Source organism: Streptomyces sp. NPDC057287, from assembly GCF_042667905.1.
Classification (GTDB): domain Bacteria; phylum Actinomycetota; class Actinomycetes; order Streptomycetales; family Streptomycetaceae; genus Streptomyces.
Genome location: NZ_JBHUYV010000008.1, coordinates 160124 through 181166 on the forward strand (window position 1 = coordinate 160124; position 21043 = coordinate 181166).

21 protein-coding genes and 1 riboswitch are annotated in these 21043 nt (G+C 68.9%); of the genes, 9 read left to right on the forward strand and 12 right to left on the reverse strand.

What is annotated here, in order from left to right; genetic code table 11:
- Positions 1 to 38: 38 nt before the first annotated feature.
- From ACFUNE_RS17675 to ACFUNE_RS17685, 3 genes are read right to left on the reverse strand one after another with little or no spacing between them, the layout of a single operon-like run.
- Entirely contained in the window at positions 39 to 1202 is a 1164-nt protein-coding gene (locus ACFUNE_RS17675; RefSeq protein ID WP_383568154.1) for a winged helix DNA-binding domain-containing protein, read from the reverse strand.
- A 35-nt stretch (positions 1203 to 1237) separates the two neighbouring features.
- The gene (locus ACFUNE_RS17680; RefSeq protein ID WP_383568157.1) at positions 1238 to 1690 is read right to left on the reverse strand and encodes a GNAT family N-acetyltransferase; all 453 of its coding nucleotides are present in this window, start codon (positions 1688 to 1690) and stop codon (positions 1238 to 1240) included.
- A gap of 29 nt (positions 1691 to 1719) precedes the next feature.
- Positions 1720 to 2178: a MarR family winged helix-turn-helix transcriptional regulator gene (locus ACFUNE_RS17685; protein ID WP_383568160.1), complete on the reverse strand. Its 459-nt coding sequence runs from the start codon at positions 2176 to 2178 to the stop codon at positions 1720 to 1722.
- Between the two features lie 138 nt (positions 2179 to 2316).
- Between ACFUNE_RS17685 and ACFUNE_RS17690 the strand changes: the two genes are divergently transcribed.
- Entirely contained in the window at positions 2317 to 3561 is a 1245-nt protein-coding gene (locus ACFUNE_RS17690) for an MFS transporter (protein ID WP_383568163.1), read from the forward strand.
- On the opposite strand, the gene ACFUNE_RS17695 is transcribed toward ACFUNE_RS17690, so the two are convergent.
- The 5 genes from ACFUNE_RS17695 to ACFUNE_RS17715 all read right to left on the reverse strand — a co-directional run bounded on the left by ACFUNE_RS17695 (position 3461) and on the right by ACFUNE_RS17715 (position 7436).
- Positions 3461 to 3973, reverse strand: a complete 513-nt coding sequence (locus ACFUNE_RS17695) for a DUF2269 domain-containing protein (protein WP_383568166.1) — start codon at positions 3971 to 3973, stop codon at positions 3461 to 3463. The genes ACFUNE_RS17690 and ACFUNE_RS17695 overlap by 101 nt on opposite strands.
- A 196-nt stretch (positions 3974 to 4169) precedes the next feature.
- Positions 4170 to 4649, reverse strand: coding sequence for an NUDIX domain-containing protein (locus ACFUNE_RS17700; protein WP_383568169.1), 480 nt, complete (start codon positions 4647 to 4649; stop codon positions 4170 to 4172).
- Positions 4650 to 4701: 52 nt separating this feature from the next.
- Positions 4702 to 5598, reverse strand: a complete 897-nt coding sequence (locus ACFUNE_RS17705; protein WP_383568664.1) for a LysR family transcriptional regulator — start codon at positions 5596 to 5598, stop codon at positions 4702 to 4704.
- 274 nt (positions 5599 to 5872) lie between these two features.
- Entirely contained in the window at positions 5873 to 6997 is a 1125-nt protein-coding gene (locus ACFUNE_RS17710) for a cystathionine gamma-lyase (protein ID WP_383568172.1), read from the reverse strand.
- A gap of 61 nt (positions 6998 to 7058) precedes the next feature.
- Entirely contained in the window at positions 7059 to 7436 is a 378-nt protein-coding gene (locus tag ACFUNE_RS17715; RefSeq protein WP_383568175.1) for a phage holin family protein, read from the reverse strand.
- A gap of 78 nt (positions 7437 to 7514) precedes the next feature.
- Here ACFUNE_RS17715 and ACFUNE_RS17720 point away from each other — a divergent pair, with 78 nt between their 5' ends.
- From ACFUNE_RS17720 to ACFUNE_RS17735, 4 genes are all read left to right on the forward strand, one after another.
- On the forward strand, positions 7515 to 7832 hold the full coding sequence (locus ACFUNE_RS17720; RefSeq protein ID WP_383568178.1) for a cupin domain-containing protein: 318 nt from the start codon (positions 7515 to 7517) through the stop codon (positions 7830 to 7832).
- 162 nt (positions 7833 to 7994) lie between these two features.
- Positions 7995 to 8204 carry a DUF5326 family protein gene (locus tag ACFUNE_RS17725; RefSeq protein ID WP_383568667.1) on the forward strand — a complete coding sequence of 70 codons (210 nt, stop codon included), beginning with the start codon at positions 7995 to 7997 and terminating at the stop codon, positions 8202 to 8204.
- A 289-nt stretch (positions 8205 to 8493) separates the two neighbouring features.
- Positions 8494 to 9261 carry an IclR family transcriptional regulator gene (locus ACFUNE_RS17730; protein WP_383568181.1) on the forward strand — a complete coding sequence of 256 codons (768 nt, stop codon included), beginning with the start codon at positions 8494 to 8496 and terminating at the stop codon, positions 9259 to 9261.
- A 101-nt stretch (positions 9262 to 9362) separates the two neighbouring features.
- Positions 9363 to 9800: an SsgA family sporulation/cell division regulator gene (locus ACFUNE_RS17735; RefSeq protein ID WP_073750747.1), complete on the forward strand. Its 438-nt coding sequence runs from the start codon at positions 9363 to 9365 to the stop codon at positions 9798 to 9800.
- Between the two features lie 63 nt (positions 9801 to 9863).
- Here the strand turns inward: ACFUNE_RS17735 and ACFUNE_RS17740 are convergent, their stop codons facing one another.
- Positions 9864 to 11219, reverse strand: a complete 1356-nt coding sequence (locus tag ACFUNE_RS17740) for a YibE/F family protein (protein WP_383568185.1) — start codon at positions 11217 to 11219, stop codon at positions 9864 to 9866.
- Between the two features lie 71 nt (positions 11220 to 11290).
- Positions 11291 to 11424, forward strand: a riboswitch (TPP riboswitch).
- On the opposite strand from ACFUNE_RS17740, the gene thiC reads away from it, so the two are divergent.
- Positions 11417 to 13219: a phosphomethylpyrimidine synthase ThiC gene (gene thiC / locus ACFUNE_RS17745; RefSeq protein WP_383568188.1), complete on the forward strand. Its 1803-nt coding sequence runs from the start codon at positions 11417 to 11419 to the stop codon at positions 13217 to 13219. It overlaps the preceding riboswitch by 8 nt.
- Positions 13220 to 13327: 108 nt before the next feature.
- On the opposite strand, the gene ACFUNE_RS17750 is transcribed toward thiC, so the two are convergent.
- The 3 genes from ACFUNE_RS17750 to ACFUNE_RS17760 form a co-directional block, all read right to left on the reverse strand.
- Positions 13328 to 14149, reverse strand: coding sequence for a hypothetical protein (locus ACFUNE_RS17750; RefSeq protein ID WP_383568191.1), 822 nt, complete (start codon positions 14147 to 14149; stop codon positions 13328 to 13330).
- A 181-nt stretch (positions 14150 to 14330) separates the two neighbouring features.
- On the reverse strand, positions 14331 to 15422 hold the full coding sequence (locus ACFUNE_RS17755; protein ID WP_383568193.1) for a metallophosphoesterase: 1092 nt from the start codon (positions 15420 to 15422) through the stop codon (positions 14331 to 14333).
- A gap of 159 nt (positions 15423 to 15581) precedes the next feature.
- On the reverse strand, positions 15582 to 16694 hold the full coding sequence (locus ACFUNE_RS17760) for a LacI family DNA-binding transcriptional regulator (protein WP_383568196.1): 1113 nt from the start codon (positions 16692 to 16694) through the stop codon (positions 15582 to 15584).
- Positions 16695 to 17096: 402 nt separating this feature from the next.
- On the opposite strand from ACFUNE_RS17760, the gene hisC reads away from it, so the two are divergent.
- From hisC to cydB, 3 genes are all read left to right on the forward strand, one after another.
- Positions 17097 to 18176 (forward strand): histidinol-phosphate transaminase, encoded by a 1080-nt coding sequence (gene hisC / locus ACFUNE_RS17765; RefSeq protein WP_383568199.1) that lies wholly within the window; start codon positions 17097 to 17099, stop codon positions 18174 to 18176.
- Positions 18177 to 18470: 294 nt separating this feature from the next.
- Positions 18471 to 19979, forward strand: a complete 1509-nt coding sequence (locus ACFUNE_RS17770) for a cytochrome ubiquinol oxidase subunit I (RefSeq protein ID WP_383568202.1) — start codon at positions 18471 to 18473, stop codon at positions 19977 to 19979.
- 19 nt (positions 19980 to 19998) lie between these two features.
- Positions 19999 to 21000, forward strand: coding sequence for a cytochrome d ubiquinol oxidase subunit II (gene cydB, locus ACFUNE_RS17775; protein WP_383568205.1), 1002 nt, complete (start codon positions 19999 to 20001; stop codon positions 20998 to 21000).
- The last annotated feature ends 43 nt before the right edge of the window (positions 21001 to 21043 follow it).

Here is a 21043-nt window from a genome sequence, read left to right on the forward strand (position 1 = left end):
CCAGGTGGCCTGCCCCCCACTCTCCGGGAACGGACGGGTCAGGCCGTCAGCTCGCGTTCCAGGGGCGTACGGAAGCGCGGGGTGATCCGGGCAGGGCCCACCCAGGCCGACAACCGGGCGGCCTGCGCCTCGATGATCCGTGAAGCGTCCCGGCCGATGTCGGAGAGCAGGCGCCAGACCACCTCGCCGTCTCCGCGCTGGGCCCAGCCGCCGACGATTCCACCGTTCCACCACACGGTCGGACCGATGTTGCCGGCGCGGTCGAAAAGTGACGCACGATGCCCGCTGGGCATATGGAAGCCGCGGTCGGCCCAGCCCATCGCGCTCGGGTCCAGACCGGGCAGCAGAGCCGCCCAGGGCTCCGGGGGCGGCTCGGTGGCGAGGTCCCCGGAGGTGACGCGGCCGACGGCGCCGTTGTCGAGCAGGACCTCCTCGGCGCCGATGGACGACAGGGCCGCACGCGTCTCGCGCACGCCCCAGCCCGTCCACCACTTCAGGTCGGCTTCGGTCGCGGGGCCGTAGGAGTGGAGCCACCGGCGGGCGACCTCCGCCCGGGCGTCGGCGGGATCCGACGCCGGCCAGGGTTCCGCGGCCGTCCAGCGGAACTGGCTGGAGGTCCAGGAACCCCGCGGGCGATCGCGCCGGATGCGTCCGTCGGCGGCCAGCACACGGATCACCCGGGAGGCGATGCCCTGTACCGCCTCCTGCTTCGTGCCGGGGAAGACCGTGATCTTTGTGCGAAGAACGGGGACGGCAGCGGAGAGCTCGCTCCCCGTGGCGTGGCCCCGGTCGGTCAGCGCGGCGAGCGTCTCCCGCTCGGCGTCGGCGAGCCACCGCTCGTCCAGGCCGTTGGCGTCCTCCCGTAGATGCTTGAGGAGCCTGGCGCGTTCCTTGGTCGCCACGGCCCGTGCGTTCGACGCGTCGACGAGGGGTGCGACGTCCGTGGACATGGTGAACAAGGTGTTCCGCATGGCCAGCAGCCGCACCAGCGAGATGTCCTCGTAGAGCGCCCGCTCCACCGCTCCGACCTGGGGATCGGTCAGCCGTGCACAGGCGGAGAGGTACACGGTGGCGGCATCGGTCGCGTGCAGGGCGACGACCGCGTCGGCCACCGCGACGACGGAACCTGCCTGCGCCGAAGGGGCCAGCAGGTGCCGGCGGCCGAGCCTGGCCCTGCGCTGCTCGTCGCCAATGCGGTACATGGGAACCTCCCGGGTGTCTGCCGGGACTCTACGTTTCAGAGAGTGAGTTTGAACCCGACATGGCTCGCGGAGAAGCCGAGCCGTTCGTAGAAGCGCCGCGCATCGGTGCGGGTGACGTCCGACGTCAGCTGCACCAACTGGCAGTTCTGGCGCCTGGACTCGTCGACGGCCCACTGGATCAGTTGTGTACCCAGGCCACTGCCGCGCTCATCGGCGTGCACGCGGACACCCTCGATGACGGAGCGGGTCGCGCCACGCCGGGACAGCCCGGGAACGATCGTGAGCTGGAGGGTGCCCACGACGCGGTCCTCGCGCACAGCCACGACCAGATGCTGGTTCGGGTCGTCGGCAAGCCGACGGAACGCGGCGTGATACGGGCGCAGGTCGTCCGGGGACTCGCGCTGCGCACCCAGCGGGTCGTCGGCGAGCATGGCCACGACGGCGGGGATGTCGGCGAGTGCCGCGGAACGTACGTCGAGATCGCTCATGATCAGCAGACTACGCAAGCCCGGCCGGTTCAGGCCGGGACCTTCAGCGCCTCGACCGTCCGGACCAACGGGGCGAGCTCCGGGTTCTCGGCAGCCTCGTCGAGTGCGGTGCGGAGCGCGGTGTCGTTGGTCGGCCTGGCCTCACTCAGTAGCGTCAGGCCCGCTTCTGTGACGTCCGTGTAGATGCCCCGCCGGTCGGTGTCGCACAGGTACCGCGTGAGCAGTCCACGGTCCTCGAGCCGGGTGACCAGCCGAGTGGTGGCGCTCTGGCTCAGCACCACGGCGTCGGCCACCTGCTTCATCTGCAGGTGGCCGCCCGTGCCGCTGTGCTGGCGGCTCAGGACGTCGAGCAGGGAGAACTCACGGGCGCTGAGGCTGTGGTGGGACTGCAGGGCCCGTTCGATGCGGGCCTCGATCTTCCCGTGGAGCAGGGAGAGGGCGCACCAGCTCTGGGCGAGGGCCGTCAGTGCGGGATCAGTCGCTGTCATGGTCTCTCCTCCGTGCGGGAGCTGCTTGCCTCCAGGATAGGGCACGTGCGCAATAGCCCGCGCTTGCAATTAATCGGCGCGTGCAATTATTGTGGACGCTTGTAAGGCGCAGATGCAATCTCCCAGGAAGGTGAACCCATGCCGCTCGCGCTCCTCGCCCTCGCCATCGGGGCATTCGGTATCGGAACAACAGAGTTCGTGATCATGGGACTGCTCCCCGACGTCGCGGCGGACTTCCAGGTGTCGATCCCGACCGCCGGCTTTCTGGTCACGGGCTACGCCTTGGGTGTGGTTCTCGGGGCTCCGCTCATGACTGTCCTGGGCACCCGGGTGACCAGGAAACGGATGCTGATGCTCCTGATGGGGCTGTTCATCGTCGGGAACGTGGTGTCCGCACTCGCCCCCGTCCTCGGTGTGATGCTTGCCGGACGAGTGATCGCCTCGCTTGCCCACGGGGCCTTCTTCGGTATCGGATCGGTCGTCGCCGCTGACCTGGTAGCTCCGGAGAAGAAGGCTGGTGCCATCGCCATGATGTTCACCGGGCTCACCGTCGCCAACGTCGTCGGGGTGCCCTTGGGGACTTTCATCGGCCAGAACCTCGGCTGGCGCGTGACGTTCTTCGTTGTCGCGGGACTCGGCGTCCTGGGTCTCCTCGGAGTGGCCAAGCTGGTCCCGGAGCAGCCGAAGCCCCAAGGCGTGCGCATCCGTCATGAGCTGGCCGCCTTCCGCAACGTGCAGGTGCTGCTCGCCATGGCGATGACGGTTCTGGGGTTCGGCGGCGTCTTCGCGGCCATCACCTACATCACTCCGATGATGACGGAGACCGCCGGCTATGCGACGTCGTCCGTCACCTGGCTGCTCGTCCTCTTCGGGCTCGGCATGGTCGGTGGGAATCTGCTCGGCGGCAAGTTCGCGGACCGTCACCTGATGCCGATGCTGTACATCTCGCTCGGGGCGCTCGCCGTGGTCCTGGCCCTGTTCACGCTGACGGCGCACAACAAGGTCACTGCGGCGGTGACCATCGTTCTCATCGGGGCACTCGGCTTCGCGACCGTACCGCCGCTGCAGAAGCGTGTGCTCGACCAGGCCGCCGGGGCCCCCACTCTTGCCTCGGCCGTCAACATCGGGGCATTCAATCTCGGCAACGCGCTCTCGGCGTGGCTCGGGGGGATCGTCATCGCGGCCGGGCTCGGCTACACCGCGCCCAACTGGGTCGGTGCAGCGCTGGCAGGGTCCGCGCTGGTCCTGGCCGTCCTCTCCGGGTCGCTCGAGCGTCGGTCGGTCACCCGCGGCCGGCTGGAGTCCGCGCACGTTCCGGAGACTTCCGCAGGCGCCGGCCCCGGCGAGTCGGTCCCCACGGCTTCAGCACCGATATCGCGGTGATGAAGAGATACGTGGCCGTGGCCACCGAGGGTGCGACGACCAGGTCGATGTCGGTCGTACCCCGGGCCGCGGCCTCGTTGATGCCTGGGCGGAGCGAGAAGACGGAGAGTCCGGTGGTGGCCAGGGTGAGCCAGAACTTCGTCCAGACCCAACGGTGTCTGGCCAGGCCCCACGGGGTGCCCAGCGACAGCACCAGACCGCTGAGGAGAGACAACAGGGCGACCGGCACCACGAGCCAGTCGCCGAATACCTTCATGGCGCGGGTGGCCGCCTGAGCCATGGTGGCATCGTCGGTGACGAACGCGGCGAGGCCGAGGGCGAGCAGCCCCACGGTCAGGCCGAGCCAACTCACGGACACGGCTACATGGGTGACGAGGATGCCTCGCCGAACGGGACGCTTGAGTGGTTTCACGTGAAACACGGTGCCAAGCGCGGATAGCGCGGTCATCCGACGGCGGGAGTATCCACGGCTACCGGCCTCGGCGTACGCACGGCGCAGGGACCTGCTGCAGAACACGTTCGCCATGCAAGTGTCCGGGGCCGCGGACTGGTGCCCGGACCGCCGTGCACCGCAGGTCCGACGCGTGCACCGTGCCGGCGATCCGGCTTCAGCCCAGGTCTGGAGCGTGCATCGCCCGTACGCCCTCGATGTTGGCGTCCAGATAGTGCCGCAGCGACAGGGGGACGAGATGGACGGCTGCGATCCCCACACGGCTGAAGGGCACCCGGACGATCTCGTACTCCCCGCAGGGCTCGTCGATCTCCGGTCCATGCCGACGCGACAGGTCCATCGTCGCCAGTCTGCAGACGAAGAAGTGCTGTACCTTCACGCCTTTGACGCCGCCGCCGGCGATGTGTTCGACGGTGTCGACGAAGCAGGGCACGACATCGACGACCTTGGCGCCGAGCTCCTCGTCGACCTCGCGGTGCAGCGCGGCGACGACGGTCGCGTCCTCGGGCTCGACCCCTCCACCAGGCGTGAGCCAGTACGGGTCGACACCGGGCTTGGTGCGCTTGATCAGGATGAGGTCATCGCCGTCGAGCAGGACGGCGCGGGCCGTGCGCTTGACCACGGGGCGTTCGGTCATGGCAAGAGCGTGGCCCGGGAAAGCCGGTCTGAAACTCCTGTCGGCCGACCGGTCACCAGTCCACAGCAGCCCGCACCAGCCACTCGTGCGCCCGCGCGATGTGCGGGAGGCCGAGCGTGCCGGTTCTGGCGACGAGGAAATACGTGCGGAGCGGGGGTACCGGCGGGTCGAGCAGCGCCACGACCTCGCCCCGCTCCAGCGCGCTCTCGCACAGATAGCGCGGCAGCACGGCTAGGCCCGCACCCGCTGCCGCGCACTCGAGGACCGCGCGGAGGTCCGGTGCGATCACGGCGGCGGCCGCGGCCGGACGGCTGTCGAACACCGTTGCCCAGTAGCGGGATACCAGGGGGAGGCTCTCGTGCACTTCGACCACCGGCAACTGCTCCAGCAGTACGGAGCCCTTGTGCCGCAGCGCCCCGGGTCCCAGACGCCCTGCCCAGCGCGGGGCGGCGACCAGGATGTGCTCCTCGTCGCAGAGAGTGGTCGACGTCAGCAGACCCCCGCGTGGACGAGCCGTGGTGATGGCCAGATCATGATGTCCTGCCGCCAGCCCTTCCAGCGTGTCCTCGGCGTTCGCGACCAAGGTGCTGCGCAGCGCGAGTCCCTGGGAGACCAGCGGGGTGAGGGCGGGCAGCGCCCGTACGGAGGTGAATTCGGGGGGCCCGGCCAGGTGCAGCGTCCGTACCCCCGACCGGTCGTCGAGCCCCACCTCGACGATGTCGACCAGCGCGTCGAGGTGAGGGGCGGCCCGGTGGGCGAGCTCGTCGCCGACGGTGGTCGGGGTCACCCCACGTGCCCTGCGCAGGAAGAGTGGACGGCCCAGCTGCCGCTCCAGCGCCCGTATCTGCGAGGTGACGGCGGGCTGGGACACCCCGAGCAGGGCTGCGGCCCGGGTGAACGATCCGGCTCGGTGCACCGTGACGAACGTGCGCAACAGAGCCAGGTCCATGGTCCGTCCCTCCCACATCCGCGTGACGCTGCGCCGTCCCGTACCGCCGGCCGCAACCACCTCAACCATAAATATGTCGATAGGTCGCTGTCGTTACTGTGATTGGACACTGACGCACAGTCAACTAGCCTTGTACAGACGGTTCTCGGTGCAGAACCGGGGCGGTCCGAGCCACGAGGGGGGAGGCTCGGACCGTCCGTCCCGGGCAGGACCGGTTCGGTGGACGGGGACGCCCGTCCCGGCCGGTCCTGCCAGGACCGGAGGAGCCGGCCGGTCAGCGCCCGGATTCGTCCAGCGCGCGTTCCACGTCCGCCAGCAGGTCCTCGGGGTCCTCGGCGCCGACCGAGAACCTGATGAAACCCTCGGGCACCGCATCCCCGCCCCAGCGTGCCCGGCGCTCGGCGGTGGAGCGCAGGCCGCCGAAGCTGGTCGCGTCGTCGACCAGCCGCAGTGCCGCGAGGAAGCGCTCAGCGGTCTCCTTGTCCGCCAGCACGAAGGACACCACGGAGCCGAAGCGCCGCATCTGGCGCACGGCGACCGGGTACGAGGGGTCACCCGGGAGGCCGGGGTAGCGCAGCCCCGTCACGTCCGTGCGCCCGGCCAGGGCCTTCGCGAGCATCGACGCCGTTCCGCACTGGCGGTCGATGCGGAGCTGCAGCGTGGCCAGGGAACGGTGAGCGAGCCAGGCCTCCATGGGGCCCGGAATCGCGCCGGCCACCTTGCGCCAGCGTCGCACTCCCGCGGCGAGCTCCGGGTCCCGGCAGGTCACATGGCCGAGCAGGATGTCTCCGTGGCCCGTCATGCCCTTGGTGTCGCTGGCGACCGAGAAGTCCGCCCCCAGGTCGAGGGGACGCTGACCGAGAGGGGTGGCCAGGGTGTTGTCGACCGCGACCAGCACGCCCGCGGCGTGCGCGGCGTCGGCGAGTCTGCGCACATCGCAGACGTCGAGCCCGGGGTTGGACGGCGTCTCGAGCCACAGCAGCTTCGCCCCGTCGAGGAGCGCTGCCTGGGCGTCGCCGCCGGTCGGTGCCGTCCGCACCTCGACGCCGTAGGCCTCCAACTGCTCACGCACCAGGGGGAGCGCCTGATAGCCGTCGTCGGGCAGGACCACGGCGTCACCCGTGCGCGCCTGGGACAGCAGCACGGCGGAGACGGCGGCCATCCCGGAGGCGAAGACCGTGGTCTCGGCCTCCTCCCCCGGTGCCTCCAGCTCGCCGATGGCGCGCTCCAGGTGTGTCCAGGTCGGATTCGTGTCCCGGCCGTAGGTGTAGGGGCCGACCGGCTCGCCGGACAGATGGAAGTGCGCGGCGAAGACCGGACCGGGGAGTGTGGGCTCGTACTGCTCCGGTTCGGGCAGGCCGGCCCGTACGGCGCGTGTCCCGTCGCCCGTGTTGCTCATGCTCGTCTCCTCGTCTCGCCGGTGTCCAGCAGTCCGTGCCGCGCTGTGTGATCGGTTCGGATCAGTCCTCGTCGGGGAGGACGACGTTGAGCGCCCAGGACACGACGGAGATGATCAGCCCGCCCAGGACCGCGGTCCAGAAGCCGTCGACGTGGAAGTTCAGATCGACGACGCCGGCCAGCCATGAGGTGAGCATCAGCATCAGGGCGTTGACCACGAGCGTGATCAGCCCGAGTGTCAGGATGAACAGGGGCAGCGTGAGGAGCTTCACGACAGGCTTGACGACGAAGTTCACCAGGCCGAAGAGCAGAGCCACAACGATCAGCGTGAGTACCTTGCGCCCGGTGTTGTCACCGGTCAGCGTGATGTCGTTGAGCAACCAGATGGCCACGGCCAGCGCACCCGCGTTGGCGAGCGTCTTGACTACGAAATTCTTCATGTGTCTGATCGTGGCAGACATGATCGATGGCGGACACCGTCGGGACAGAGCGGTACGGGCGCGAAGGGCGGACGGACGATGAAGGCATTCAGACTGGACGAGCTGGAGGCGGAACGCGCCGCCAACGAAGGCGCCTACCTGCAGTTCATCCGGGAACGCAACATGTCCGTCGGCCTGTACGCCCTGGACGCCGGGGCGCTCGATCCGCAGGAGCCGCACGGGCAGGACGAGGTGTACTTCGTCGTCAGCGGGCGCGCCTCGATCACGGTCGGCATGGAGACCACGCAGGTGGGGCGGGGGAGCGTCGTCTACGTACCCGCGGGGACGCCCCACAAGTTCCACCACGTCACCGAGGACCTGCGGGTCATGGTGATCTTCTCCCCGCCGGAGGGCTGAGCACCGCCCGGGGGACTCCACCGGTCCGGAGCTCTCCCGGGCCCCGCCGTTCCCTAGGGGATCGTTCAGGGGACTTCAAGGGATCCCGGGCCCCCGCCGGCCACCCCCGCGCCTCTAGCATCGGAGCAAGGAACTCAGAGAGACGAGGTAGCGGCGATGGCGGTGCGGGAGATTTTCGCGGGGATGCCCTGGTGGGTGAAGTGGGTCGCGGTGCCCCTCATCGCGATCGTGGTGTTCGGCGGGCTCATCGCCAGCGTGGTCGGGTTCGTCATCGGCCTGCTGTTCAAGGCGCTGGTCTTCGTCGTCCTCGTGGGCGGCCTGGTCTTCGTCGTGCGGAAGTTCATGTCCTCGTCCGAGCGCAGCGACTGGTAGCGCGGGCGGGGCGGCGTGCCGGATCACGCGGCGCCGGGGGGCCGCGTGACGGGTGGCCCACCCGTTGATTAGCCCAGCTGAGCTAAGTCCAGGACGAAACCTCTCCCGTGACTGTGTGTGCCGATACAGTGGCGTACCGCTGCCGCCAGCTGGGAAATGACGGTCCGTCACCATCCTGCCCAGTGGTTTGTGCGACCGTCCGGTCTCCGGACCCCAGGCTCGCGGCGGGCCCGTGGGGGCGGCCTCCGCGGGAGGGCTGACAGCCCGTCACCATGCCTGGGGGTGACCTGTGACCACGGCATCGAGTACCGCTGTCCCGACGTTGATCGGTTCGGTTCAGCGGGCGCTGAGACTTATGGAGGCTGTGGGCACCCATCGGGACGGGGCGCCGGCGAAGCAGCTCGCCAGGGAGGCCGGCCTTCCCCTTCCCACCGCCTACCACCTGCTGCGGACCCTGACCCATGAGGGTTATCTGCGCAGGGAGAACGGCGTCTTCCTGTTCGGGGCCGCAGCCGAACGGCTGGGTGGGGGCCCGGCGACTCCGCGTCCCGGAGTGATCGTCGACTCGCTCGCCCACTGGGCGGACGTCATCGGTGCCCCTGTGTACTGCGCCCTGTACAAGGATGGCGAGATCGAGATGGTCGCCGTCGCCGATACCCCTGCCGTGCCCGCGGTGCACGAGTGGGCCTCGTTCCGTGAGACAGGGCATGCCCACGCCCTCGGCCAGTGCCTCCTGGGGCAGCTCGACGAGCGGGCGCGCGAGGACCATCTGGACCGGCACCCCGTCCGGCCGCTGACGCGTTACTCCGTAAGGGACCGTCAGGCGTTTCTGAAACGACTGAGATCGATGAAGCGTACGGAACCCGTCGTCGAACGGCAGGAGTACGCCATGGGAACGGTCTGTGCGGCCATTCCGATCACCGTGGGGTCGGCCGTGGCGGCCATGGCTGTTTCTCTCCCCTTGCACCAAGAAGAACGGTTGCTCCCCGCAGTCGAACAACTACGCTGTGAAGTGACCACCCTCTTGCGCTCGTTCGTGTTCTCTATCAGTATCTGAAAAATCACTCCTTGTGATCTGCTATCGCGTGCATCACGATGGCGTCAATAGGGCCATGGGGGATCATTCCTGGCCAGATTCATCTACTGCGGGGTTGAACGATGCGCGAGTCGGTTCAAGCAGAGGTCATGATGAGCTTCCTCGTCTCCGAGGAGCTCTCCTTCCGTATTCCTGTGGAGCTCCGGTACGAGGTCAGCGATCCGTACGCGATCCGGATGACCTTCCACCTGCCGGGCGACGCCCCCGTCACCTGGGCATTCGGCCGCGAGCTGCTGCTCGACGGGCTCAACAGCCCCAGCGGTGACGGCGATGTGCACATCGGCCCGACCGAGCCCGAAGGTCTGTCGGATGTGCACATCCGCCTTCAGGTCGGCGCGGACCGTGCGCTCTTCAGGGCCGGCACGGCACCGCTTGTGGCATTTCTCGACCGGACGGACAAGCTGGTGCCACTGGGGCAGGAGCACACGCTGGGTGACTTCGACGGGAATCTGGAAGAGGCGCTGGGCCGCATCCTCGCCAAGGAACAGAACGCCGGCTGAACAGGAAGGCCCGGCTGAACATCGAACACCGGCGGACCGGGGCCGTGCGTACGGTGCCTCGGCTCACGCCTTGCGGCGTCGGCCCCTCCCGGTCCGCGCGGGTGCAGGAGCTCCGGCTTCCGCGCCGAGCCCCGTGCGGTCCGCGGAGACCACCAGGGCCGCGAGCACCGTCGTCACCGGCACCGAGGCGACCAGCCCGATCGACCCGACCAGCGTCCGGACGATCTCCTCCGCGACCAGTTCGCTGTTGGCCACCGTGCCCACGCTGCTCTGCGCGATCGAGAAGAGCAGCAACAGGGGAAGCGCCGCGCCGGCGTAGGCGAGCACGAGCGTGTTGACGACCGAGGCGATGTGGTCGCGCCCGATCCGGATGCCCGCCCGGTAGAGCCCGCGCACGCCCATGGTCGGGTCGGCCTGGTGCAGTTCCCAGACCGCCGATGTCTGGGTGACGGTCACGTCGTCGAGCACACCGAGCGAACCGATGATCACACCGGCCAACAGCAGGCCGCTCATGTCGATCTCCGGGTACAGCCCGTGGATGAGGCCGGTGTTGTCGTCCGTGTTGCCGGACAGGCCGGCCCAGCCGATGAACAGGGAGCCCAGCAGCCCGATCAGCAGCAGCGAGATGAGTGTGCCGATCACGGCCACCGAGGTGCGCGCCGTCAGACCGTGACAGGTGTAGAGCGCGATCAGCATGATGGCGCTCGCCCCGATCACGGCGACGACCAGTGGATTCGAACCCTGCAGGATCGCCGGAAGGATGAACAGGGTCAGCACACCGAAGGAGACGGCGAGCGCGATCAGCGCCATCAGCCCGCGCAGCCTGCCCACCACGACCACTGCGAGGGCGAAGATCCCCGCGAGCAACGCCATCGGCACCGTGCGGTCGACATCGGTCACCGAGTACTGCAGATCCCGCGGCGCGTCCGGCGCATAGGCCACGACCACCCCCTGGCCGTCGTGCAGTTGCCGCGGCGCATCGGGCTGGACGACCTCCACGAACGTACGGCCCTTGTCCGCACCGGTCGTCACCTCGACCGTGGCCTTCTTGCACCGGCCCGACTGCTCGTTGACGGCCTCCCGGCCCGAGGCGGTGGAGGTGTCGCCGGTCGCCGGCACCTGTGAGGCGTTGACGTCCGCGCAGTCGACCGCGACGACCTTCGTCACCCGCCCGTCCTGGGTCTGCCGGTCGAAGCCGACGCCGGTGCGCTCGTGGGCGGGTGCTCCGCCCGGCCAGAAGGCCACGAGGCCGACCAGGACAGCGGTGGCGAAGGGGATCACCACGGCCGCGATGACCTTGCGCAGGTGCTTGGACACGGGTGCGGCGGGGCCGTGGCTGTGTGAGTGGCCGTGCGCATGACTCTGCGTGCTGCCTGATGCGGGGCCGTGGGGTTCGGGGGCGCTTCCGGGGGACGTCACCCGGCGATCATCCCAAGAACAGGGGAGGCCCTCTGGCCAGCACGCCAGATGGGAGGTTAGCGTGGAGGCACATTTGTACACGCGGGAGCTCGGAGCACCGGGCTGAGAGGGCGCTGACCTCCGTATATCCGTACGGGACACGCTGCGCCGACCGCCGAACCTGTTACCGGGTAATGCCGGCGTAGGGAGTAGGTCTGATGACCACAGCGGACGCACGCACGCCTGCCTCGACGCAGAATGCGCGGAATGCGCAGGATGCGGAGAACAACGAGGCCGGGAAGTCCATCGGATGGCACAAGGGGTACGTCCAGGGCACGCGCCCGGATCTCCGTGTGCCGGTCCGTCAGGTGCACCTCACCAACGGCAAGGACGTGACGCTGTACGACACGTCCGGGCCGTACACCGATCCCACCACCGACACCGACGTACGCCGCGGGCTCGCCCCGCTCCGTGAGAACTGGATCATCGCGCGCGGGGACACCGAGGAGTACGCGGGCCGTCCCGCGCGTCCCGAGGACGACGGGCTCAAGCACACCTCGCCGCGAGGCGGTCTGCGCAACCTCGACGCGGTCTTCCCCGGGCGTCCGAGGCAGCCCCGGCGCAGCCGTGACGGCAGGCCCGTCACGCAGCTCGCCTACGCCCGCCGCGGCGAGATCACCCCGGAGATGGAGTACGTCGCCATCCGGGAGAACGTCGAACCCGAGGTCGTGCGCGAGGAGATCGCCGCGGGCCGGGCCGTCCTGCCGGCCAACGTCAACCACCCGGAGATCGAGCCGATGATCATCGGCAAGCGCTTCCTGGTGAAGGTCAACGCCAACATCGGCAACTCCGCGGTCACCTCCTCCATCGAGGAGGAGGTGGACAAGATGACCTGGGCCACCAAGTGGGGTGCCGACACGGTCATGGACCTCTCCACCGGCCGCAACATCCACACCACCCGCGAATGGGTCCTGCGCAACTCCCCCGTGCCGATCGGCACCGTCCCCCTCTACCAGGCACTCGAGAAGGTCGACGGCCGGGCCGAGGAGCTGACCTGGGAGATCTACAAGGACACGGTGATCGAGCAGGCGGAGCAGGGCGTCGACTACATGACGGTGCACGCCGGTGTCCGGCTGCCGTACGTCCCGCTGACGGCCCGGCGCAAGACGGGCATCGTCTCGCGCGGCGGTTCGATCATGGCGGCCTGGTGCCTGGCGCACCACAAGGAGTCGTTCCTGTACGAGCACTTCGAGGACCTCTGCGAGATCCTCGCGGCCTACGACGTGACGTACTCGCTGGGCGACGGCCTGCGCCCCGGCTCCATAGCCGACGCCAACGACGAGGCGCAGTTCGCCGAACTCCGCACGCTCGGTGAGCTCAACACCGTTGCCAAGCGGTTCGGCGTCCAGACGATGATCGAGGGCCCGGGACACGTCCCGATGCACAAGATCAAGGAGAACATCGACCTCCAGCAGGAGATCTGCGAGGAGGCGCCGTTCTACACGCTGGGCCCCCTGACCACCGATGTCGCTCCGGCGTACGACCACATCACCTCGGGCATCGGCGCCGCGATGATCGCCTGGTGGGGGACGGCGATGCTCTGCTACGTCACGCCCAAGGAGCACCTCGGGCTGCCGAACCGTGACGACGTGAAGACAGGCGTCATCACGTACAAGATCGCCGCTCATGCGGCGGACCTCGCCAAGGGGCACCCCGGGGCGCAGGAGTGGGACGACGCCCTGTCCGACGCCCGCTTCGAATTCCGCTGGGAGGACCAGTTCAACCTGGCGCTCGACCCGGACACCGCGCGGGAGTTCCATGACGAGACCCTGCCGGCCGAGCCGGCGAAGACGGCTCACTTCTGCTCGATGTGCGGGCCCAAGTTCTGCTCGATGAAGATCTCCCACGACATCCGGCGGGAGCACGGGGACGGACAGGCCGAGATCGAGGCGGGGATGGCCGAGAAGTCCAAGGAGTTCGCGGCGGCGGGCAACAGGGTCTATCTGCCGATCGCGGACTGACTTCGGCCGCACGCCCCCTGTGGGCGACGGTGCCGTCCCCGCCGCCACGGCGGGGGCGGCACCGGGCCGTGCCGGATCGCTCCGACTGCCGCTCCGGACCCGGCCGGATCACTCCGGCTGGTGCTCCGGGCCGCCGAAGTCCGGGCTGGTGAAGTCCGGGCTGGTGAAGGTGGGACGCGGGCCGGCCGAGGGGCCGTCCTCCGGCCCGGAGAAGTCCGGTCTGCTGTAGCCGATCTTCGGGATCCGGTTGGCCGAGCGGTGGGGTGTCCGCGACGCGGGCCCCGCCGTCGGGTCGGCCAGTGCGTCCCGGAGGAAGGGCAGGATGCCGCGCTCCAGCAGGGCGTGGCGCCAGGCCTCCCGGGCGCGTGCGACGTCCTCCGGCTCCTCCTCCTCGTCCACGGCGGGCAGCGCGGTGGCGCCGTTGCGCAGCGCGGTGACGAGGAGCCCCACCGCGGCGGCCAGGATGGCGGCGGCGGCGACGGCCGCGAAGAACCAGCCGGCGGCGACCATGGTTGCGGCGAACGCCGGGGCGGGGTCGAGTGCCTTCAGCAGGTACCCGATCAGCAGGAATATCAAGGCGGCGGCACCCGCGAGGACGGGCGCCAGCACGGTGATCACCGCCAGGGTCCCGGCGCCCGTGGGATCGGCCTCGTCCGTCACCGGCCCCAGGACCGATGTGCCGTCGTCCGTGTCGCCCGGCCCGCGGAGCTCGCCGCGGACCTGCACGTAGTGGTCGTACTCGGTGGCGGCCGCCGCCGTGATCAGGGGCGTGGCCTCGAGCGCCATCGTCCGCAGCTGTTCCGTGTTGAGACGGTCGCCGACTCCGTCCAGATCCGGTCGTTCATGAGCATGACGCAGCGCGTCGGCGAGGATCCGCTCGTACTCGGGGCGGTCCTCGGCCAGCAGGTGCGGAGCGCTTTTCATCTGCATCCCCCGATGCTCCGTAGGGCCTGACCGACCGTGCGGGCCGGGCGATCGGGCGGAAACGGAGGAGAGCCTGCCACTGATACGCCGATGGTAGAGCGCCTACGGCACGCGGTGACAGGGGGTTTCCGGAAATAGGCCCAGGCGTCGACGGAGTCGGGTCGTGATGCGTTTTCCCCGGCACCCGTCAGTCATGCAGGGGAAGCTGGACGACCAACAGCTTTCCGGCCATGGTCACCCCGCCGTCCATGGCGATGGCGAGGCCCTCCGCGTAGACGTGCGGGCCGTCCACCACGGGGCGTTGCGTGTCCTCGCCGTCCTCCGACCCGACCTCGCCGAGCAGGTACGGAATAGGGCTGTGACCGTGGACGACGCGCTGCCCGCCGTAGGTCGACATCAGTTCGCGGACGGCCTGTGCGCCGCCCTCGTCCCGGAAGGCGAACCGCTTGGTGAGCTTGCGGAAGAGGTCCCAGCACTCGTCGGCGTCATTCCGCGTGAGAATGGCGTGCACCGTGTCGTTGACGTCCTCGATGGTGGCCCCGTAGTCGAGATAGGCCGTCGTGTCGGAGTGCATCAGCAGATGCCCGTCCTCCTCGACGACCGCGTCGAGCCGCGCCATCCACTGGAGATGGACGTCCTGGAGCCGTTCCATGTCCGTCTTCTGGCCGCCGTTGAGCAGCCAGGCGGCCTGGAAGGTCGCGGTGCCCGCTCCGGAGTTCACCGGGGTGTCGCCGAACCGCTTGGCGCCGAGCAGCAGCAGCTCGTGGTTGCCCATGAGGGCCTTGCAGTACCCGCCCGCGGCCGCGGCCTCGGCGGAGAGGCGCATGACCAGGTCGATGACGCCGATGCCGTCCGGACCGCGGTCGGTGAAGTCGCCGAGGAACCACAGCCGGGCGTTGCCGGCCGCCCACCGCCCTTCGGTGTCGACGAGGCCCTGCTGGTGCAGGGCTGCCAGGAGCTCGTCCAGGTAGCCGTGGACGTCGCCGACGACGTACAGCGGGCCCCGGCCGGACCCGTCGGAGGCCCGGGCCTCCGGGACGGTCCGTACCTGGACGGTGTCACCCCGGTTGATCACTGGCAGGTCGCGCTCGGTGGGGGTGTACCCCTCCGGAGGCTCGTCGCCCACCGCGACGTTGCCGGGGTGCGGCAAGCCTGGCTGGTGCGGCAGGCGTGGCTCCATCGGCACCTGCGCATACGGCGGTACGCGGAAGTCACGCAACGTCGCAGTCCGCACTACGGGTTCCTGACCGGCCCCCTGAGTCATCGACCCCTCCACCACCGTCGCGCCTCCGTACACCTGACGGGCCCTGCCTGGTAGAGGTGGTCCGCGGTGTCGTGCGCCCATCATAGGAATGCGGATCGTGCTGTGTGACGCACCAGGGGTGGTGAATCCGTGCGCACACCTGGTTCATCGGCCGTTTGGTCCGGATTAATCCGATCAGTCCCCGGCGGGTGACCGCGGAGGGCTGACCGTGGTGCGCGGAGGGCGCCGCTGCGAGGACGTCCGGACGATGAGCTCCGTCGGTATCACCTGCTCCACCGGACCGTCGTGCACGACTCCTTCGATGGCGTCGATGAGGAGCTGGACGACCGCCGTGCCGATCCTGCGGGGTTTCAGCGAGAGCGTCGTGATCGGAGGCTCGGTCGACGCGTACACCGTGGACTCGCTGCAGCAGACCAGCAGGAGGTCCTCGGGGACCCGCAGGCCGTAGCGGCGGGCGGCGGCGAGCAGATCGGTGCCGTTGGGATCGAAGAGTCCGTAGACGGCGTCAGGGCGGTCCGGGCGGGCGAGGAGGCGGTCGGCGGCTACGGCGCCCGCGCAGGGGTCGTGGGCCGGATAGGACTCGTAGACCGGGTCCTGGCCGACCCGTTCGCACCAGTGGAGGTAGGCGGTGGTGGAGAGGCGGGTGTACGTGTCGGTGGTGGTGCCGGTCAGCAGCCCGATGCGGCGGGCTCCCGCGGCTGCGAGGTGGTCCAGGAGGTCGAGGACGGCGGCCCGGTGGTCGTTGTCGACCCAGGCGGTGACCGGAAGGGTGCCGGCCGGGCGCCCGTCGGAGACGACGGGCAGACCCTGTCGCACGAGTTCGGTGACCACCGGGTCCTGGTCGGAGGGGTCGATGACGACCGTTCCGTCGAGTGCGACGTTCGACCAGACGTCGTGGCGCGAGGTGGCCGGGAGGATCACGAGGGCGTAGCCACGGGCGAGCGCGGCCGATGTGGCGGCTCTCGCCATCTCCGCGAAGTACGCGAACTCGGTGAAGGTGAAAGGTTCATCCCCGTACGTGGTCACGGTCAGGCCGATGAGCCCCGACTTGCCTGTGCGGAGGGTTCGGGCCGCCGCGGACGGGCGGTAGCCCAGCCGTTCGGCGACCTCGCGGACATGGCGGCGGGTGGCGTCCGGGAGCCTGCCCTTGCCGTTGAGCGCGTCGGAGACGGTCGTGATGGAGACTCCGGCCGCCGCGGCTACATCCCGGATCCCCGCCCGTCCTTGCCGACCGTTGCGCCGGGGCGTCTCTGTCCGGCTCACCTGGTGCTTCCCTGCTGCTGTCATGGCGAGCCGATAGTAGGGCTCCTGCGCCGGGTTGGGCCGGTCGCATATGCGCACGTTGACAGGCACGTTTCTGCATGATCGAAGAAGTGTAAATGCCTTGCAAATCAAGGGTGTTGAGGCCTTAAAGATCAATGTGTCATGCATCGACGCGCGTGAACCTGCTGAATGGTCCATGTCTCGAAGAGGTCTCAACTCACCTGTTCGAGGGATGCGCGCCACGGAGTGAGCGACCGGCGCGCGGAGGAATGGGCGGCGCTCCCCCTCCCGAAGCCTGCCGGAGGGGTGCACGACCGGCCTTTCGGGCCGGAGGGGGCGATTTCGGATCCTGGCCATTCGCACAGGTGCCCAATCCTCATAAGGTGAGCAGTATTGATGTGTACGGACGGTCGAGGAGGACCTGCGGTGAGCGAGACGAGCCCCAAGCTGCGCGCCGAGCTGGACGGCGTCCCTGCGTATGTGCCGGGCAAGCCGGCCGCAGCGGGAGGACCGGTTGCCTTCAAGCTCTCCTCCAACGAGAACCCGTACCCCCCGCTGCCGGGCGTCATGGAGTCGGTGCTCGCCGCCGCCGCCGGTTTCAACAGGTACCCGGACATGGCCTGCACCGGCCTGATGAACGAGCTGGCCGACCGTTTCGGTGTGCCGGTATCCCATCTGGCCACCGGTACCGGCTCGGTGGGCGTCGCCCAGCAGCTGCTCCAGGCCACCTCGGGCCCCGGCGACGAGGTGATCTACGCCTGGCGTTCGTTCGAGGCGTACCCGATCATCACGCAGATCAGCGGTGCGACGTCGGTCAAGGTGCCGCTGACCGCCGGTGAGGTGCACGATCTCGACGCCATGGCCGGTGCGATCACCGACCGGACACGGATGATCTTCGTCTGCAACCCGAACAACCCGACCGGGACCGTGGTGCGCCGGGCGGAGCTGGAGCGGTTCCTGGACCGCGTGCCGAGCGACGTCCTCGTGGTGCTCGACGAGGCGTACAAGGAGTTCATCCGGGACGCCGATGTGCCGGACGGCATCGAGATCTACCGGGACAGGCCCAACGTCGCGGTCCTCCGGACCTTCTCCAAGGCGTACGGCCTGGCGGGCCTGCGGGTGGGCTTCGCGGTGGCGCACGAGCCGGTGGCGGCGGCGCTGCGCAAGACCGCCGTCCCGTTCGGTGTCAGCCAGGTCGCCCAGGACGCCGCGGTCGCCTCGCTGCGCGCCGAGGACGAGCTGCTGGGGCGGGTCGGATCGCTGGTGGGCGAGCGTGCCCGGGTGTACGACGGGCTCGTGCGGCAGGGCTGGACGGTGCCGGAGTCGCAGGCGAACTTCGTCTGGCTGCGCCTCGGGGACCGCACGCTCGACTTCGCCGCGGTCTGCGAGCGTGCGGGCGTGGTCGTGAGGCCGTTCGCCGGTGAGGGCGTGCGGGTCACGATCGGGGAGGCGGAGGCCAACGACGTGTTCCTGAAGGTGACGGAGTCCTTCCGTCAGGAGGGATAGCGGCACCGACGCCGCACGACGGACCTCCGGTGGCCCCGGACCTCGATCACCGAGGTCCGGGGCCACCGTGCTTCCGTGCCTCGGCTGCCTTCTCCGCGGGCGCGACCCTGTCCGGTTTCGGACGACCCGACCGGTGCGGCTGGAAAGGACCCCCCGCGCGACGCTCTCGAAGACATGTGCGCCATAATGCTTGTGAATGTGAACGCGTTCACAAGCGCGCCCCATTTCTCCCGTGATCGGGTGGATCAATGGGGCAAACCGCGGCTGTGATCACGGCGACGTAAGGAGAAAGTCGTGGACCTGGCTCTGGCGCCGGAGACTCTGGCGCGATGGCAGTTCGGCATCACCACCGTCTACCACTTCCTGTTCGTCCCTCTGACGATCTCTCTCGCCGCGCTCACCGCCGGCCTGCAGACCGCCTGGGTGCGCACGGAGAAGGAGAAGTACCTCAGGGCCACGAAGTTCTGGGGCAAGCTCTTCCTGATCAACATCGCGATGGGTGTGGTCACCGGCATCGTGCAGGAGTTCCAGTTCGGCATGAACTGGTCCGACTACTCGCGGTTCGTCGGTGACGTCTTCGGAGCCCCGCTCGCCTTCGAGGCGTTGATCGCCTTCTTCTTCGAGTCCACCTTCATCGGCCTGTGGATCTTCGGCTGGGACAAGCTGCCGAAGAAGATCCATCTCGCCTGCATCTGGATGGTCTCCATAGGCACCGTCCTCTCGACGTTCTTCATCCTGGCGGCCAACTCCTGGATGCAGCACCCGGTCGGCTACCGCATCAACAAGGAGCGCGGGCGCGCCGAGCTCACGGACTTCTGGCACGTGCTGACGCAGAACACCGCGCTCGCCCAGTTCTTCCACACGATCACGGCGGCCTTCCTGGTCGGCGGCGCCTTCATGGTGGGCATCGCCGCATTCCACCTGGCACGCAAGAGGCACATCCCGGTCATGCGGACCTCGCTGCGGGTCGGGCTGGTCACGGTGGTGATCGCCGGCCTTCTCACCGCCGTCAGCGGAGACGTGCTCGGCAAGGTGATGTTCAAGCAGCAGCCCATGAAGATGGCCGCCGCCGAAGCCCTGTGGGAGGGCGAGGACGGGGCGCCCTTCTCGCTCTTCGCGGTCGGTGACGTCGCCGAGGGGCACAACACCGTCGAGATCTCCATCCCGGGGATCCTGTCCTTCCTCGCGGACGACAGCTTCACCTCGTACGTCCCCGGCATCAACGACATCAACAAGGCGGAGCAGGAGAAGTACGGTCCGGGCGACTACCGTCCCAACATCCCGGTCGCGTTCTGGAGCTTCCGCTGGATGATCGGCTTCGGCATGGCGTCGTTCGGGCTCGGTCTGCTCGGGCTGTGGCTGACACGACGCAAGTTCCTGCTGCCGCCGGCGCTGCGCACCGGCGAGGACGAGGTGCCGAATCTGGTCCTCCTCAAGAACACGGTGCTGAACCCGAAGTTCGCCAGGCTCTACTGGATCACCGCGCTGTGGACCATGCTCTTCCCGCTGATCGCCAACTCCTGGGGCTGGATCTTCACCGAGATGGGGCGGCAGCCCTGGGTGGTCTACGGGGTGTTCCAGACCCGCGACGCGGTCTCCCCGGGGGTGTCGCAGGCAGAGATCCTCACCTCCATGATCGGGTTCACGGCGCTCTACGCGGTGCTCGCCGTCATCGAGGTCAAGCTCCTCCTGAAGTACGTGAAGGCCGGGCCGCCGGAGCTCACCGAGGCCGACCTCAACCCGCCCACCCGGATCGGCGGCCACGACCAGGACGCCGACCGGCCCATGGCCTTCTCCTACTGAGATCAAGCGGAGCTGAGAGATGGAACTCCACGACGTCTGGTTCGTGCTCATCGCCGTCCTGTGGACCGGCTACTTCTTCCTGGAGGGATTCGACTTCGGAATAGGGGTCCTCACCAAGCTGCTGGCCCGGGACCGCAAGGAGCGCCGGGTCCTGATCAACACGATCGGGCCGGTCTGGGACGGGAACGAGGTGTGGCTGCTCAGTGCGGGTGGCGCGACCTTCGCGGCCTTCCCGGAGTGGTACGCCACGCTGTTCTCCGGCTTCTACCTGCCCCTTCTGGTCATCCTGCTCTGCCTGATCGTGCGCGGAGTGGCCTTCGAGTACCGGGCGAAGCGGCCCGAGGAGCGCTGGCAGACCAACTGGGAGCACGCGATCTTCTGGACCTCGCTGATCCCGGCCGTCCTCTGGGGCGTGGCCTTCGGGAACATCGTCCGCGGCGTGAAGATCGATGCCGACATGGAGTACGTGGGCAACCTCTGGGACCTGCTCAACCCCTACGCCGTCCTGGGCGGCCTGGTCACGCTGTTCCTCTTCACCTTCCACGGAGCCGTGTTCGCCGCGCTCAAGACGGTCGGGGACATCAGGGCGCGTGCCCGTGGGCTGGCCTTCAAGCTGGGCCTCGCCACCGCGGTGCTCGCTCTGGGCTTCCTCGTCTGGACCCAGGCGGACAACGGCAACGGACGCAGCCTGGTGGCGATGATCGTCGCCGTGGTGTCGCTGGTCCTGGCCATCGGCGCCATCGCGGCGGGACGTGAGGGCTGGTCCTTCGCGTTCTCCGGCGTGACCATCGCGGCTGCGGTCGCGATGCTCTTCCTGACGCTCTTCCCGAACGTCATGCCGTCCTCGCTCGACGACGCCTGGAACCTGACGGTCTCCAACGCTTCGTCCAGCCCTTACACCCTCAAGATCATGACCTGGTGCGCAGGGATCGCGACTCCGGTGGTGCTGCTCTACCAGGGCTGGACGTACTGGGTCTTCCGCAAGCGCATCGGCACGCATCACATCGCCGATGCCCACTGAACGCATCGAGGCCCACTGAGCGCACCGGCGCGTGGTGACTGCG